Raw genomic sequence first — 15,045 nt, forward strand, 5'->3', positions numbered from 1 at the left:
AGTGCCGTCTTGCGGCCGGCTCAGTCTTACATCATTTCATACCAGTATCCAACGTATACCGAGGTATCGTCTGGATACTCCTCCCAAGCTTTTGTTTCTCAAGGAATTCATCATGTCGCTGAAACTGAAGATCATCTCCGGGTCGACCCGGCCTGGCCGGGTCGGGCCGACGATCGCGAAATGGGCAGCCAGTGCCGCCGAAGCGCATGGCGGCTTCGAGGTGGAAAGCATCGATCTCGCCGACATCAACCTGCCGCTTCTGGACGAGCCGGCGCATCCAGCCGCCCAGCAATACACCCACGACCACACCAAGCGCTGGAGCAGTATTGTCGCCGACGCAGACGCGTTCCTGTTCCTGACCCCGGAATACGACTATTTCACGCCGGCATCGCTGGTGAATGCCGTTCAGGTGCTTTACCGCGAATGGAACTACAAACCGGCCGGCATCATCAGCTACGGCGGCATTTCCGGTGGCCTGCGCGCGTCGCAGACGCTGCGCGAGCTGCTTGGCAACGTCAACGTAATGGCTCTGCCGCAGGTGGTTCCTGTTCCCTTCTTCCCGGAATTCATCAACGACGAAAGCGTTTTCACGCCGAACGACAAGATGAGCGAAGGCGCCACGCAGCTTCTGGGCGAGCTGACCAAATGGGCGACCGCCCTGAAGACCATGCGCGGTTAAATGACAAGGCCGCCGGATGTCTATCCGGCGGCCCCTAGATCTTCTGAACAGTCTGGAAGACCAGATTCTACTTCTTGACCGGCCCCAGGTCGCACGGCGCCTTGCTCTCGTCAGGGACGAAGAAATCAGGTGCCAGTGCCAGACTCGGGTCCACCCGATACTTGTCGAAATCGGTGACACCGCGACTGGCCAGAAACGTATCGTCAATGACGAACTGTCCGGTAAATTCCTTCGACGATGTGGTGAAGATCTCATAGGCTGCATCGGCCAGAATGTCCGGCGTCCGGCTCTGCTGCATCATCTTGTCACCACCGATGATGTTCTTGATTGCCGCCGTCGCGATGGTCGTACGTGGCCATAGCGCGTTTACCGCAATTCCCTTGGAACGCAGCTCGCCTGCCAGCCCCAGCACCACCAGGCTCATTCCGTATTTGGCGATCGAATAGGGTGTGAAGGGCGCGAACCATTTCTCCTGCATGTCCAGAGGGGGCGACAGCATCAGGATATGCGGGTTGTCGGACTGTTTCAGATGTTCGATGGCATGCTTGGAACAGGCAAGCGTTCCACGGGTGTTGATCTGGTGCATCAGATCGAACCGCTTCATGTCGGTCTGCTGCAGCGGGGTCAGTTGAATGGCACTGGCGTTGTTGACCAGAATGTCGAGCCCGCCGAAATGCGCCGCGGTCTTGTCCATTGCTTCCTTGACCGCTTCGTCGTCGCGCACGTCGAGCAGCACCGGCAGTGCCTTGCCACCTGCCGCCTCGATCTCCTCGGCAGCGGAATAGATCGTGCCTTCCAGTTTGGGATGTGGCTCGGCGGTTTTGGCGGCAACCGCAACGTTGGCTCCGTCACGCGCGGCCCGCAGCGCAATAGCCTTGCCGATCCCGCGCGACGCGCCAGTGATGAAAAGTGTCTTGCCCTTCAGGGACATGGTCGTTCCTCCGTATGCCGCTCTCCGGCGACAACCTTGCGGTCTGAAATTTTCTCACCCGAGCAAACGTGGCTCAGGCCTTCTTTTTCGTCATGAAAGCCTGGAAGGCAGCTATCGTTTCCGGCGCACTCAGCCGGCTGGCGAAGATCCTGATTTCTTCCTCTACGCGCTCGGACAGCTGAGACGTGTCGCCGCGCAGAAGCTTCCTGGAAAGCGCCATTGCTTCGGGCGGCTTTGCGGCGATTTCCTTCGCGCAGGCAAGTGCTGCCGCGTCGACGTCACCTTCGACAACCTCGTTTACCAGTCCGGCCTGTGCCGCCTTTTCGGCCGAAAAGGCGTTGCCGAGGCAGAGCAGCTCAAAGGCCCGGGCCGGCCCCATGATCTGTGGTCCGAGCAGGCTGGACCCTGCCTCCGGAACAAGCCCAAGATCGACGAAGGGGGAACGGATGAGGGCGCGCGGGCTGGCAAACACCATGTCGCAATGCATCAGCAAGGTGGTGCCGACACCGATGGCGATACCGTCTATCGAGGCAACCAACGGCTTTTCGTTGCGAACCAGAGCCCTCAGGAACCGGACGACCGGTGTTTCACCAAGCCCGGTCTTGCCAGCGTATTGCAGGAAGTCGCCAATATCGTTGCCGGCGGTAAAAACTTCCGGCAGGCCGCAGATCAGATGACAGCGAATATCCGCATCCGTATTGCCTGTTTCCAGAGCTTCGGCGAGATCACTGTACATCTGCCCGGTCAGGGCGTTCTTCTTTTCCGGCCGGTCCAGACGCAGGGTCTGGACACCGTCTTCAAGGGACTTGCGGATCATCATCTACTCCGATCAGGCGGTTCAGGACGCCAGGGCTTCGGCGTCGAACGCCTGAATGGCTTCGGCGGACAGAAGAATATCCGACTTCAAACCGGCGGTTTCCCCCATTGTGGTTTCACAGAAACTGCGGGCAAGCAGCGTACGTTCTGAAAGCCGCTGTGCCGGTTCACCTGTCGAGGCAAGCGCACCCTTGGCAAGCAAGGCGCCGCCCAGGGTCAGCCCGGCCAGTCGCAGATAGGGCGTCGCCCCGGCCAGGGCATCGCCGACCCTGCCGTCCGCCTGCGCGCTCAGCATGAAGCTTGTTGCGTCCTCAAGATCCCGGATACTGGCCGAGAGCCGATCTGCGGCGGCACCGAATTCCGGGCGGTTGGAGGCAGCAACCTCGTCGGCCACGGTTTGCAGTTCCGCGATAAAGCCCTTGATGTGCTCACCGCCGGACAGCGGCAACTTGCGCATGACCAGGTCGATGGACTGGATTCCGTTGGTGCCTTCATAAATCGGGGCGATGCGGGCGTCGCGCAGATGTTGTGCGGCGCCGGTTTCCTCGATGAAGCCCATGCCGCCGTGTATCTGAATACCCAGCGAAGCGACCTCGACGCCGAAGTCGGTCGGCAGCGCCTTGGCGATCGGCGTCAGCAGGCTTGCACGCTCGTTCCAGAAGGTCTTGCCAGCTTCGTCTTCGGCAATCTTCGACATGTCGATGGCGTGGGCGCAGGCGTAACAGATGGCGCGGGCAACCTGCGTGCGCGCCTTCATGCCCAGCAGCATGCGTTTGATATCCGGATGGCGGGCAATCGGGCTCATGCCTTCGCCGGTCTCGCCGGGAGCCCTGCCCTGCTTGCGCTCCAGCGCATAGGCAAGCGCATGCTGATAGGCGCGCTCGGCCACGCCAAGCCCCTGAATACCGACTGCAAGGCGAGCGTTGTTCATCATCGTGAACATGCAGGCCAGACCGCGATTTTCCTCACCGACCAGCCAGCCGATGGCACCGCCCTCGTCGCCATAGACCATGGTGCAGGTGGGCGAACCGTGAATGCCCATCTTGTGTTCGACACCGGCCACCTTTACGTCGTTTCGCTCGCCCAAGGAACCGTCGTCGTTGACCAGGAACTTCGGCACAAGGAACAGCGAAATACCCTTGGTGCCTGCGGGCGCATCCGGCAGGCGCGCCAGCACCATGTGGACGATGTTGTCGGTAAGATCGTGGTCGCCGTAGGTAATGAAAATCTTCTGGCCGAAGATGCGGTAGGTGCCGTCGTCCCGACGCTCGGCCTTTGCCTTGAGCGCGTTCAGATCCGAACCTGCCTGCGGTTCGGTGAGGTTCATGGTGCCCATCCACTCGCCGGAAACCAGCTTCTCCAGGTATTTTTCCTTGAGCTCTTCCGAAGCGTGTTTTTCCATCGCCTCGATAGCGCCGATGGTCAGGGTCGGTCCGATGGCGAATGCCATTGAGCCGGAATTCCACATTTCCAGAGCCGCCGCCGACATCATGACCGGCAGGCCCTGACCGCCGGACTCCGGATCGGCAGTCAGGCTGTTCCAGCCTCCCTCGATCCATGCATGATAAGCCTCGCGCCACCCCGGAGGAGTAGACACCTTGCCATCGGAAAGCGGTGTGCCGTGCTTGTCGGCAACTGCATTGAGAGGCGCGATTTCCTCGGCGGCGAACCGGCCCGCCTCGGTCAGGATGGCATCGACAAGATCGTCGCCGAGTTCGGCATGACGGGCACTCTTTTGCAGGTCGGACAGACCGCAGACATGTTTCAGAGTGAAGGCAATCTCATCGACGGGTGCGCGATACATTCAGGTCCTCCCAAAACCAATTGGCTTTCGATTCTTGCCGCCGGATGGCGGTTTTCGCTGTTCCGAGCTTGACGGCGGCAAGGCTACTCCGCAAAAGGCGCTATCGACAGCGGTTTGAAAGGACAATAGACCCGTTGACGTTAACGTCAACCCGTATCGCAGCGGCAGGTCATCGTCTTTTTGGTCAATTGCGGAAATGACATGTCCGGTCGGCTCGAGCCCTTCCGGAACTCATTGTACCGTCACTGTCGGAATCGAAATCTTCGCACATCCGGGCAGCTCTCGGCTGCCGGGTACGCAAGCGAGTGAGGCACATGCGGACTTGGACGCTCGACATCGCGGCACCTGACTGGAAGGAAGCGCCTGAAGCAGATGCGGTGTGCGCTGCGCTGATGGCGGGTGACCTTGTGGCGGTGCCGACCGAAACCGTTTACGGCCTTGCCGCCGATGCCACCAACGGCACGGCCTGTGCGAAGATTTTTGCCGCCAAGGGCAGGCCCCAGTTCAATCCGCTCATCTCCCACGTCCAGACGCTGGATGTAGCACTGGAACATGGTGTTTTCGACGAACGCGCACTTGCACTGGCTGAAGCCTTCTGGCCCGGCCCCTTGACGCTGGTCGTGCCCAAACGCCCGGCCTCCCCGATTTCCGATCTGGCCACTGCCGGACTTCAGACTGTTGCGCTTCGGGTGCCGGTCGGTCCGGTGATGCGATTTCTGGCGGAAAAGACCGGCAGGCCTCTCGCCGCGCCTAGTGCAAACCGCTCAGGCAAGATCAGTCCGACGCGCGCAGAAGACGTCGTTGCCGATCTCGGCCCTTCGCTCAGCTTCGTCATTGATGCGGGCGCTTGTGCCGTCGGTATAGAATCCACCATTGTCGGCCTGGTTGACGGCACACCGCGCCTGTTGCGGCCAGGCGGCCTTGCTCGCGAGAACATCGAACGCGTACTTGGCCAATCGCTGCAAGGCGCCAGCCCCGACATGCGGCCGGACGCTCCCGCGGCCCCCGGTATGTTGACGTCTCACTATGCCCCCGACGCTGCGATGATACTGAACGCCAGCGAGGTGAACGCCGCAGACGGACTGCTCTCATTCGGAGCTGATCGTTTGCCAGGGGCTGATCGTGCACAGGCTGAATTCAACCTGAGCCCGGCAGGTGACCTTGCCGAAGCTGCCGCAAATCTGTTTCGCGCGATGCGATTTCTGGACGCCAAGGGTGTCCGCGTCATCAAGGTGCAGTTTATCCCCAGCTTTGGATTGGGCGAAGCGATCAACGATCGGCTGCGCCGTGCGGCAGCACCACGCGACTGACCCCGACCAACGCTTGCGATGGAATGAGCCGGCTAAATTCATCCGGCAATGTTTTGGCGCATTCTTCGGCACCAAAACAAAAGGCCTTAAAAAACAGCAACTCGGAAGCAGGCGCTAAAATTCAAGCTGAATCCGGATCGCCTTAAGTTAACCGAAAAGAGACGCAAGTTTCCGCTTTAACGGACAAGCAACCGTCGCCGTCGCAACTCGATTTTGGTTAAGCAAATCATACAATATCTATCGAGATACGACCCTCTACTGCAAACTTATCAACACCATGCCCCAAATGGATTACGGTAAAAAGCTCGCATTCCCTTACTGGAATCACGTAGTTTAAGAATCAGATTTGAGATGCAGCGGACCTCCCCTCGGGCATTGCGGTGCTCGCACCTCGGTAAGGGCCGGCAAAGAGCCGGCCCCTTTTTTTGACCCTCCCTTTCATGACCCAAGTCCGATCAGACGAAGCTGAAGCCGGTACACCGGGACGCGTGCGACACTCGCCCAGTCAGCTGCCTCATGTACGACACCTGCCTCAAACGCACTCAACGCGGTGGCGAAAGTTTTCAAGCGAAGTTCAAGCGAATTCCCAGATCAGACTTAAGCCACCTCTCCCGCGATGCGGGACAAGCCCCATGTGGAACCGGTATCGGGGTCCGAGTTCAGCCTGACCTGACTTTCTAAAATGCCCCCCCCGAACTCCCGGCTTTCCTTTCCGCGGTTCACCAATTTTGCCGCAGTCGTTATTCCAATGCGGGAATTGACAGCCTGTCCGGCAACCGTTCTGATGCAGAGCCGACAAAAGATAACAATCGACCTTCCGGAAACGCCCCTTGTCTACCTTGCTTCTGCATCATTCGTCCTATCTCGACCACCTGACACCCGTGGGGCATCCGGAGCGACCGGACCGAATCCGGGCGATCGACAGGATCCTGGAGCACGAAAAATTCCAGTCCGTGGAACGCGACCTCGCGCCCATGGGAACCGTTGAGGACATCGCCCGCGCCCACCCGATGAGCTACGTCGACCAGATCCACCGGCTCGCGCCGGCGGAAGGAACAGCCCGGGTTGATGCGGACACCACCATGTCGCCCGGCACCTGGGAAGCAGCGCTTCGCGGCGTTGGCGGTGCATGCCGTGCCGTCGACGAGGTCTTGACGAAAAAAGTCAACAACGCCTTTTCCGCCTCGCGCCCACCTGGCCACCACGCGGAAAAAGACCGCGCCATGGGCTTCTGCTTTTTCAACAACGCAGCGGTGGCCGCGCGTTATGCGCAGGCAAAGTTCGGACTGGAGCGGGTGGCCATCGTCGATTTCGACGTTCACCACGGCAACGGCACGCAGGACATTTTCTGGGACGATCCCACGGTAATGTATTGCTCCACCCACCAGATGCCGCTCTATCCGGGCTCTGGAGCCGCCTCGGAGACCGGAGAAGCCAACACGATCGTAAATGCACCTCTGGCCCCGGGGGAGGATGGAACCGGCTTCAAGGAAGCGTTCGAAGTCCTGTTGCTGCCTCGCCTCAATCACTTCGCGCCGGAGCTGGTCATCATTTCCGCAGGTTTCGATGCGCACATGCGCGACCCGCTTGGGGGCCTTAATCTGGTCGAAGCCGACTTTGCCTGGGCAACACGGGCGCTGTTGGACGTTGCCGATGCCCACAGCAACGGTCACCTGATCTCCGTCCTTGAAGGCGGATACGATCTCGAGGGCCTGGCGCGATCGGTCGCAGCCCATGTCATGACGTTGATGACGGGTTAAACGATCCCGCTTCGGCGTAGCAAGACCGAAAAGCACGGGGATGACCGTCTGAAGGCCCAAATGAAACCTTGACCTTCGGCCCTCAGACCGCAAGTTTCCCTCAAGACCAGATGCCATCCAGACAAACGGGATCCGACCGATGACCGATGCTGCCAACGATATTGCCGGCCTTTCCTTTGAAGAAGCGCTGAAGCAGTTGGAAACCATTGTGCGGGAACTCGAGCAGGGGAACGTACCGCTGGAGCGAAGCATCGACATGTACGAGCGCGGTGATGCGCTGCGCAAACATTGCGACACACTCCTGAAATCGGCGGAAGCCAAGGTCGAGAAGATCCAACTGGGTCAAAATGGCGAAGCCAGCGGTACCGAAGCACTCGACCCGCAGTAATCCGACAAGGTTATTTTCCAGTCCGGCCAGACGCCATACAGTCAGATTGCAGTCAGAACAGCCTTGAAACGTGGCCTGTTCAACCGGCAGACGCTTTTAGCTTACGTCATCCCTCATCGTTTTGACCGGCTTGCGGCTGCCCCACCACCATCCGGAGCAACGCAGACTTTACGAGCGCGTCACCTCGTTGAAGTGTCGACCACCTTTATCCAGACGACGGCGTCAACTACGTCCAATTTAGCTGTACAAGCCGACATTCACTTTGTTCATTTTAAAGTAAGTTCAAGTTCCGCCCTGATCCTGACACAATAAATTTCATACTGTTCAACGATCATTCTGTCATTCGTACGCTAGGTTATCGTTGGTGTATTTATTGCCATTTATTCGATAATTTGATAAATATATTGTCAAATAGAACCCTGACAATGTAATCATTAATAGACGCAGCAGAGCATGCCGGCACTCAGCCAACGCGACCACATAGAACTACTTATGCAGATGCTCAAGCGCCCGCTACAACCTGAAGGTTGGCCCCCGGTACTGAACTTCATCGACGGCAAACTGAACTGCAGAACCTTTCTTGCTGAATACGATGGAGACGGGACGCCGTTAAGGTCCCTGGGCGGTGAAGAGCAGGCCAGAGAGCTCGCGACCCTTTTGAGCCGCATTGAAACGGTGAACGGCAACACCGCATTTCAGTTCCTGCTCACCGAAGCCTCCCCGCTTTACCCCTATTCAAAGACATCCTTGGCGAACCATCGACAGACGGCATCCGACCCCGCCACCGGATCGCAGGAAACTTCGCACCCAGATGCGAATATGGCAGGCAACTGGCCGGAAAATGCTCCCGGGCTGGTTACCCCAGTCAGGCGCACTGCACACTCTTTCGTCCTGTTTGGCTGCCTTTTCAGAGGATACAGCACCGAAAGGATTGACGCGGACCGGGCCAGCGCGACCTTTCACATCCTCGTCAGTGCGCTGCTGCCCGCACTCGATCTGCATTTCCAACTGGAAAAACAACGGCTCGAAAACCAGCTCCAGGAATTGATGCTTTTGGAACAGGAGAGCGCTGCGGTTCTTGTCGACGCCAACCGGGTGATACTTGCCGAAACGTCAGAGGGGTTGGAAAGGTTGAACGAACTGGATATCGCCGTCCGTCGGCAGCGACACCTGGCGATCAACAGCAGACGCCTTGAGATTGCCCTCCAGGAACAACTGGCGACAATCGAAGAAGGTGGCATCGCAGACCCGACAAGCGTCCTTTTTTGTCCCGCACCGGAGAGCGGGCTTGTCTGCCGGGTATCGCTGGAGACCGTTTCGTGCCCGGGCCTGCCGCCGGACGCCTGCGCACAACCTTTGTTTTTGATCCGCACGACAACATCAAAAGACCCTCCGGAAGAGGTCGAAATTTGCCTTCAGGATCACTACGAACTTTCACATTCCGAAGCACGTCTGGCATGGCATCTGACCATGACCGGCGCACTGAGCACCACGATCCAGGATCTCGGCATCACGCAGAACACTGCAAAAACACATCTGCGACGGATATACGAAAAGACCGGAGCGCACACACAACTTCAACTCGCACGGCTCGTCCACCGGATCGCCCGCCTGTTTTGAAAGTACTCAGGAACGCAGAATTTTGTGTTGAAGCGAGTTGCTATCACTATTGTTTAAGCAACCGGAAAGCGGCCAACGCACAAAAAAATGGAGCCGTGGATTACGACTCCCAGTTGATCACTGTGCACGTGGCCCCATCGACCACACCCATTCCCTAGGCCAGTTCCAAATGCTTTGCATCACCCAATGGGGTGATTGCGCGTATTTTCACTAAAAATTGCACGGTTTCTGCCAAACACCATCTTAAGTCTTTTGATGCAAAGGCGCGGTAAATTTTCGACCGAAATCATGAGGCCAATTTGGCGCATACCCCCTGCCCGATTTGCGCCCTATATCCGGTTGGTGTATGCCTGCCCGCCATGTTTCAAATCGTGGAGCTATCTCCAGAGTGACTTCCAAGCTCGATACCCCGCTTCTTGACAAGGTCAAGTCCCCGGCCGATCTGCGCCTGCTCGATGAAAGCGAACTCAAGCAGCTCGCCGAAGAGTTGCGTGCGGAAACGATTGACGCCGTGTCGATTACTGGCGGACACTTGGGCGCCGGGCTTGGCGTCGTGGAACTTACTGTCGCGCTGCACTACGTGTTCAACACGCCGGAAGACAAGCTCATCTGGGACGTCGGCCACCAGTGCTATCCGCACAAGATCCTGACGGAACGCCGCGACCGCATTCGCACGCTTCGCCAAGGCGATGGCCTGTCCGGCTTCACGAAACGCGCCGAAAGCGACTTTGATCCGTTTGGTGCAGCGCATTCCTCGACGTCGATCTCGGCAGGCCTCGGCATGGCCGCCGGACGGGATCTGAAGGGCGGAAACAATAACGTCATAGCGGTGATCGGTGACGGCGCCATGTCCGCCGGCATGGCCTACGAGGCGATGAACAACGCCGGCCATCTCGGCTCTCGCCTTATCGTCATCCTGAACGACAACGACATGTCCATTGCGCCGCCGGTCGGCGCCATGTCCGCCTATCTGGCCAGGCTCGTTTCAGGCCCGACCTACCAGACCCTGCGCGATGCGGCCAAGAACCTGGTGAAGAACCTGCCCAAGCCCATGTTCGAAAAGGCGGCTCGGGCTGAAGAATATGCCCGCGGGTTCTGGACGGGCGGCACGCTCTTCGAGGAACTCGGCTTCTACTATGTCGGTCCGGTGGACGGTCATAACCTGGAACACCTGCTGCCTGTTCTGAAGAATGTCCGCGACACCCACCATGGCCCGATCCTGATCCATGCGGTCACGCAGAAGGGCAAGGGTTATGCTCCTGCCGAAGGGGCCAAGGACAAGTATCACGGCGTTGCCAAGTTTGATGTCGTCACCGGCAAGCAGTCCAAGCCGAAGGCCAATGCGCCCAGCTACACCAACGTCTTTGCAACTTCCTTGATCAAGGAAGCGGAAACGGACGACAAGGTGGTCGCGATTACAGCTGCCATGCCGGACGGCACAGGCCTTGATCTGTTCGGCGAAGCCTATCCGAAACGCACCTTCGACGTTGGTATCGCCGAACAGCACGCGGTCACTTTTGCTGCGGGTCTCGCGACCGAAGGCTTCAAGCCCTTCTGCGCGATTTACTCCACGTTCCTGCAGCGCGCCTATGATCAGGTTGTCCACGATGTGGCGATCCAGGGTCTGCCGGTGCGTTTCCCGATTGACCGTGCAGGCCTCGTTGGTGCGGATGGCCCGACCCATGCCGGCGCTTTCGACACCGCTTTCCTGACCTGCCTTCCCGGCTTTGTCGTCATGGCGGCTTCGGACGAAGTGGAGCTGCGCCACATGGTGGCAACTGCCGTTGCCTATGACGAAGGCCCGATCTCCTTCCGCTATCCGCGCGGCGAAGGTGTCGGCCTGGAGATGCCGGAACGCGGCAGCGTACTTGAAATCGGCAAGGGGGTCATCCGCAGGGAGGGCACCAAGGTTGCCCTTCTCAACTTCGGTGGCCGCATGAGCGAATGCCTCAAGGCTGCGGACGAACTGGATGCGGCCGGTCTTTCGACCACAGTCGCTGATGCCCGCTTCGCAAAGCCGCTCGACATGGACATGATCCGCCGCCTTGCCCGCGAGCATGAAGTTCTCGTGATGATCGAAGAAGGCTCCGCCGGTGGTTTCGGCAGCCATGTGCTGACCCGGCTTGCCGAGGAAGGTTTGCTGGACAACGGACTGAAAGTGCGAGCCCTTGCCTTGCCGGATGCCTATCTCGACCACGACAAGCCGGACCTGATGTATGCCCGGGCAGGCCTCACCTGCGACGGCATCCTGAAGACCGTCTTCACCGCACTCGGAACGGCCTCCGTCAGCGCGCCGCAACGCGCCTGACCGGTCTTCAGGCTACCGGCTCCAGCACGCGACATGCTGCAATGGACAAAGTCGATTGGGGAGCGGGTTTCAAACCTGATTGACACAGGCCGCCATACCTGAAAAGGCTGGTCGAAAGAAACAGACGCGTCGGATCAATCCGGCGCTTTTGTTTTATTTCTGGAGCACGATACCGGCCGCGACGCTTCTGTTGGAGCTGCGGCGATCCATCGTCAGGATGCAGCCATGGCTCAGACCCTTCTTTCCGTGTCCGCTCTCTTGTTGTCCGTTGCCCTGCTCATATTCGGGCACGGTCTGCAGACGACACTGCTGCCGCTGGCCGCCGAACGGTTTTACTTCACCGACTTCGAAATCGGTCTGGTCTCTTCGGCCTATTTCTTCGGCATGGTGCTTGGCTGTCTCGGCGCGCCTCTGGTGATCATGCGGGCCGGGCACATTCGCGCCTTTGCCGCACTTGTTTCGCTGATGTCGGCCGCCGCAATCCTGCATCCCGTGCTCATCGATCCCTATGCCTGGATGATCATCCGCATGATCTCCGGTTTCAGCCTTGCCGGCTTCTACATGATCGTCGAAAGCTGGCTAAACGAAAGCGCATCCAACGAGAACCGCGGCACGGTGATGTCGTTCTACATCGTCATCCTGTTCGGCGCCCTGATGCTGGGCCAGATCTCGATCGCGTCGATGAATATTGCCGATTTCATCCCCTTCGCGATCGCCTCGGTGATGGTGTCCCTTGCGGTGATGCCCGTATCGCTGACCACCTCGACCCAACCTGCGCCGATCACGCTGGTGCGGTTCCAGCCCGTCAAGCTCTACAAGAACTCCCCTGCCGCCTTCATCGGCGTGCTGTTTATCGGCAGTTCGCAAGGAGCCCTGCTGACGCTGTCTTCGCTCTATGGGTCCCAGATCGGCCTCTCGACCAAGGAAGCCGCCTTTTATGCGGCAGCCATCGTCGGCGGCGGGCTTATCGCACAGTGGCCGGTTGGGCGTTTGTCCGACCGCATTGACCGGCGACTTGTGATCGCAGGGCTGGGGATCGCGACCGCTGCCGTCTCGGCTGCTATCGTGTTCTTCTCGCCGAAGGACTTCACGGTTGCCATACTGAGCGCCGTGGCCATGGGCATGGTCGTCCAACCGCTTTATGCAATCGCGGTTGCGCACGCCTTCGACCACGCGGCAGCGGAAGATTTTGTCGCCACGTCGTCCGGCATGCTGCTGTCGTTCGGTATCGGATCGATCATCGGGCCGCTGGCCGCCTCGATGATCATGAGCAACACCGGCCCGTCCGGGCTCTACATCATGATCATCGGTTCGAATATCCTGATGGTGATCTTCATCCTTGCCCGCGTCCTGACCCGTCAGGCACCGACAGCGGAAGAAAAGACCGACTTCGAATACGCCTCCACGGCACAGGTCGGTTCGGTTATCTCGGCTGAACCGCTGGATGCAGCAGCAGAAGAATACGTCATCGCGCCTGAAGATTTCCCCGCCTACGAAGACGACATCTACAATTTCGAATCGTCATCCGATGCAGAGGCAGAGGAAAACAACGCGTCCGCTGAAGGCGCCGGAACGGAAGAAGCGCCGGATGCGACTGCAGACAAGACATCGCCAAAGAGCTGACACCGCCACGTGGCGGGTGACAGGCCTCAGCCCATGCACCTGCGCGGTTTCGCCCCTCGACACGGCATTGCAACCGGCTTATAGCCGCTAGCATGAATGCGCGCGTCACAAAGCTGCAACAGCTGAGGCAGGAGCGCCACCCTCTGGTGGCGCTGGCAACCCTTGCCTTTGCAATGCGGCTTGTTCTGCTGGTTCTCGCCAGCGCACTGACGCCGGACGCAGCTGTTGCTGCAGGCCTTACCAGTCTCTGCCAGCCCTCCGGGCAGGAACAAAGTCTTCCTGGGCCACACAACCCGCTGACATGCCAATGCGGCCCGGTCTGTGCTCATGGCTGCGCTGTCGCACCCTGCCTTGCGAGTGCTTTCGCCCCTCTGAACCTGTCACCCGAGATTTCCGCCACTGACCGTGTTCCGGCAGGGCAACAGGCTGTTCTGGCCGTTCCTCATCGAGCCACCGCCATCAGGGCTCCTCCTTCCTTGATCTGAAAGAATATCCAACTTCTCAGACCTCAAGGAATAGCATTATGAAACTCTGGAAATCCGTTGCGGCTGCAGCCGCCCTTTCGCTTGTCTCCCTGTCCGCCCTTGCCAGTGACTACAAGGTTGGTGATCTGACGCTGACCCAACCGTGGACCCGCGCGACACCGCCCAAAGCAAAGGCCGGTGGCGGTTTCGTCGAGATCGTCAACAACGGTACCGACGCAGACCGCCTTGTCGCGGTCAGTTCAGATGTTGCCGCCAAGGTGGAAATCCACGAGATGGCAGTCACCGACGGCGTGATGAAAATGCGCAAGATGGAAAATGGCATCGACATCCCGGCTGGCGAAACGGTTGCACTTCAACCGGGCGGCTTCCACATCATGTTCATGGGCCTGAACCAATCCTTCGAAGAAGGCACCAGCATTCCGGTCGTCCTGACCTTCGAAAAGGCCGGGGACGTTGCCATCGAACTTCCTGTTGCCAAGATGGGCGCCAAGGCACCTGATGGCGAAGCTGCGCATGGTGCGATGGACCATAGCAAGATGGATCACGGCAAGAACTAAGCCCAGTCAGCGGGCGCTGTCTCGGTGAAGAGACAACGCCCGGCAATTTCTTTTTCAAGCGTCAGAGCCGCCAGCCCGTCTCGAAGCCGGCACTGAAGGCTCTGGCCAAAGCAGGACGAAACCGATGTCTGGTTTGAAACTCTTCCGGTATGTGGCCTGGGCTGCTGTTGCCGTGCTCGCTGTCGTGTCCGGTGTTCTGGTCTATCAGCAGACTGCCGGCAACAAGGGCACCGGAGCCTTGATCGAGCCGCTTGCGGCCATTGGCGGCCCGTTCGAACTTGTCAGCGGCACCGGCGAAACGGTGACCGACGAGACCTTCTCCACCAAGCCGACAGTGATGTTCTTCGGCTTCACCTTCTGTCCGGACGTCTGCCCGACCACCCTTTCCGAACTTCAGGGCTGGATGGCCGAACTCGGACCGGATGCGGACAAGCTGAACTATGCTTTCGTCACTGTGGATCCGGAACGCGATACGCCCGAAGTCATGCGTGACTATGTCTGGGCATTCGACAAGCGCATCGTTCCGCTGACCGGTTCGCGGGAACAGATCGATGCGATGCTGAAGGCCTATCGGGTCTATTCCAAGAAGGTGCCACTTGACGATGGCGACTATACGATGGACCATTCCGCTGCCGTCTACCTGATGAGCGCCGACAACAAGTTCGTCGGGACCATTGCCTATGGCGAGGCGGAAGAAAATGCCCTGAAGAAGCTGCGCAGGCTGATCGACAACGCGCCTGCCTCTTCCTGAGGCGATAGCTGGA

Annotated in this window: 12 protein-coding genes; 9 read left to right on the forward strand and 3 right to left on the reverse strand. The window is 59.0% G+C overall.

All coding sequences use genetic code 11. The annotated features are described in order from the left end of the window. Positions 1-112 precede the first annotated feature (112 nt). The gene (locus ACYQ6M_RS18605) at positions 113-679 is read left to right on the forward strand and encodes an NADPH-dependent FMN reductase (protein ID WP_023001853.1); all 567 of its coding nucleotides are present in this window, start codon (positions 113-115) and stop codon (positions 677-679) included. A 67-nt stretch (positions 680-746) separates the two neighbouring features. Here the strand turns inward: ACYQ6M_RS18605 and ACYQ6M_RS18610 are convergent, their stop codons facing one another. The 3 genes from ACYQ6M_RS18610 to ACYQ6M_RS18620 form a co-directional block, all read right to left on the reverse strand. Further along, entirely contained in the window at positions 747-1,610 is an 864-nt protein-coding gene (locus ACYQ6M_RS18610; RefSeq protein ID WP_460074929.1) for an SDR family oxidoreductase, read from the reverse strand. Positions 1,611-1,683: 73 nt separating this feature from the next. Beyond that, positions 1,684-2,427 (reverse strand): crotonase/enoyl-CoA hydratase family protein, encoded by a 744-nt coding sequence (locus ACYQ6M_RS18615; RefSeq protein WP_173017451.1) that lies wholly within the window; start codon positions 2,425-2,427, stop codon positions 1,684-1,686. 21 nt (positions 2,428-2,448) lie between these two features. Next, positions 2,449-4,230 carry an acyl-CoA dehydrogenase gene (locus tag ACYQ6M_RS18620; RefSeq protein WP_460074931.1) on the reverse strand — a complete coding sequence of 594 codons (1,782 nt, stop codon included), beginning with the start codon at positions 4,228-4,230 and terminating at the stop codon, positions 2,449-2,451. A gap of 314 nt (positions 4,231-4,544) precedes the next feature. Here ACYQ6M_RS18620 and ACYQ6M_RS18625 point away from each other — a divergent pair, with 314 nt between their 5' ends. The 8 genes from ACYQ6M_RS18625 to ACYQ6M_RS18660 all read left to right on the forward strand — a co-directional run bounded on the left by ACYQ6M_RS18625 (position 4,545) and on the right by ACYQ6M_RS18660 (position 15,032). Next, positions 4,545-5,540: an L-threonylcarbamoyladenylate synthase gene (locus ACYQ6M_RS18625; protein ID WP_460074933.1), complete on the forward strand. Its 996-nt coding sequence runs from the start codon at positions 4,545-4,547 to the stop codon at positions 5,538-5,540. A gap of 830 nt (positions 5,541-6,370) precedes the next feature. Further along, entirely contained in the window at positions 6,371-7,300 is a 930-nt protein-coding gene (locus ACYQ6M_RS18630; protein WP_460074935.1) for a histone deacetylase family protein, read from the forward strand. A 139-nt stretch (positions 7,301-7,439) separates the two neighbouring features. Next, positions 7,440-7,688: an exodeoxyribonuclease VII small subunit gene (locus tag ACYQ6M_RS18635; protein WP_006933521.1), complete on the forward strand. Its 249-nt coding sequence runs from the start codon at positions 7,440-7,442 to the stop codon at positions 7,686-7,688. A gap of 453 nt (positions 7,689-8,141) precedes the next feature. Further along, the gene (locus ACYQ6M_RS18640; protein ID WP_460074937.1) at positions 8,142-9,308 is read left to right on the forward strand and encodes a helix-turn-helix transcriptional regulator; all 1,167 of its coding nucleotides are present in this window, start codon (positions 8,142-8,144) and stop codon (positions 9,306-9,308) included. A 346-nt stretch (positions 9,309-9,654) separates the two neighbouring features. Continuing rightward, positions 9,655-11,616: a 1-deoxy-D-xylulose-5-phosphate synthase gene (gene dxs, locus ACYQ6M_RS18645; RefSeq protein WP_055658032.1), complete on the forward strand. Its 1,962-nt coding sequence runs from the start codon at positions 9,655-9,657 to the stop codon at positions 11,614-11,616. A gap of 225 nt (positions 11,617-11,841) precedes the next feature. Then, on the forward strand, positions 11,842-13,239 hold the full coding sequence (locus ACYQ6M_RS18650) for an MFS transporter (RefSeq protein ID WP_460074939.1): 1,398 nt from the start codon (positions 11,842-11,844) through the stop codon (positions 13,237-13,239). 523 nt (positions 13,240-13,762) lie between these two features. Continuing rightward, positions 13,763-14,281, forward strand: a complete 519-nt coding sequence (locus ACYQ6M_RS18655) for a copper chaperone PCu(A)C (protein ID WP_460074941.1) — start codon at positions 13,763-13,765, stop codon at positions 14,279-14,281. Between the two features lie 124 nt (positions 14,282-14,405). Continuing rightward, on the forward strand, positions 14,406-15,032 hold the full coding sequence (locus ACYQ6M_RS18660) for an SCO family protein (RefSeq protein WP_075283310.1): 627 nt from the start codon (positions 14,406-14,408) through the stop codon (positions 15,030-15,032). Positions 15,033-15,045: the final 13 nt, after the last annotated feature.

This window comes from Roseibium sp. ROS1, assembly GCF_054658215.1.

Excerpts from the sequence above, each read along its gene's own strand:
- ACYQ6M_RS18605 (WP_023001853.1), top strand. The coding sequence starts at position 113 with ATGTCGCTGAAACTGAAGATCATCTCCGGGTCGACCCGGCCTGGCCGG.
- ACYQ6M_RS18610 (WP_460074929.1), bottom strand. The coding sequence starts at position 1,610 with ATGTCCCTGAAGGGCAAGACACTTTTCATCACTGGCGCGTCGCGCGGG.
- ACYQ6M_RS18615 (WP_173017451.1), bottom strand. The coding sequence starts at position 2,427 with ATGATCCGCAAGTCCCTTGAAGACGGTGTCCAGACCCTGCGTCTGGAC.
- ACYQ6M_RS18620 (WP_460074931.1), bottom strand. The coding sequence starts at position 4,230 with ATGTATCGCGCACCCGTCGATGAGATTGCCTTCACTCTGAAACATGTC.
- ACYQ6M_RS18625 (WP_460074933.1), top strand. The coding sequence starts at position 4,545 with ATGCGGACTTGGACGCTCGACATCGCGGCACCTGACTGGAAGGAAGCG.
- ACYQ6M_RS18635 (WP_006933521.1), top strand. The coding sequence starts at position 7,440 with ATGACCGATGCTGCCAACGATATTGCCGGCCTTTCCTTTGAAGAAGCG.
- ACYQ6M_RS18640 (WP_460074937.1), top strand. The coding sequence starts at position 8,142 with ATGCCGGCACTCAGCCAACGCGACCACATAGAACTACTTATGCAGATG.
- dxs (WP_055658032.1), top strand. The coding sequence starts at position 9,655 with ATGCCTGCCCGCCATGTTTCAAATCGTGGAGCTATCTCCAGAGTGACT.
- ACYQ6M_RS18650 (WP_460074939.1), top strand. The coding sequence starts at position 11,842 with ATGGCTCAGACCCTTCTTTCCGTGTCCGCTCTCTTGTTGTCCGTTGCC.
- ACYQ6M_RS18655 (WP_460074941.1), top strand. The coding sequence starts at position 13,763 with ATGAAACTCTGGAAATCCGTTGCGGCTGCAGCCGCCCTTTCGCTTGTC.
- ACYQ6M_RS18660 (WP_075283310.1), top strand. The coding sequence starts at position 14,406 with ATGTCTGGTTTGAAACTCTTCCGGTATGTGGCCTGGGCTGCTGTTGCC.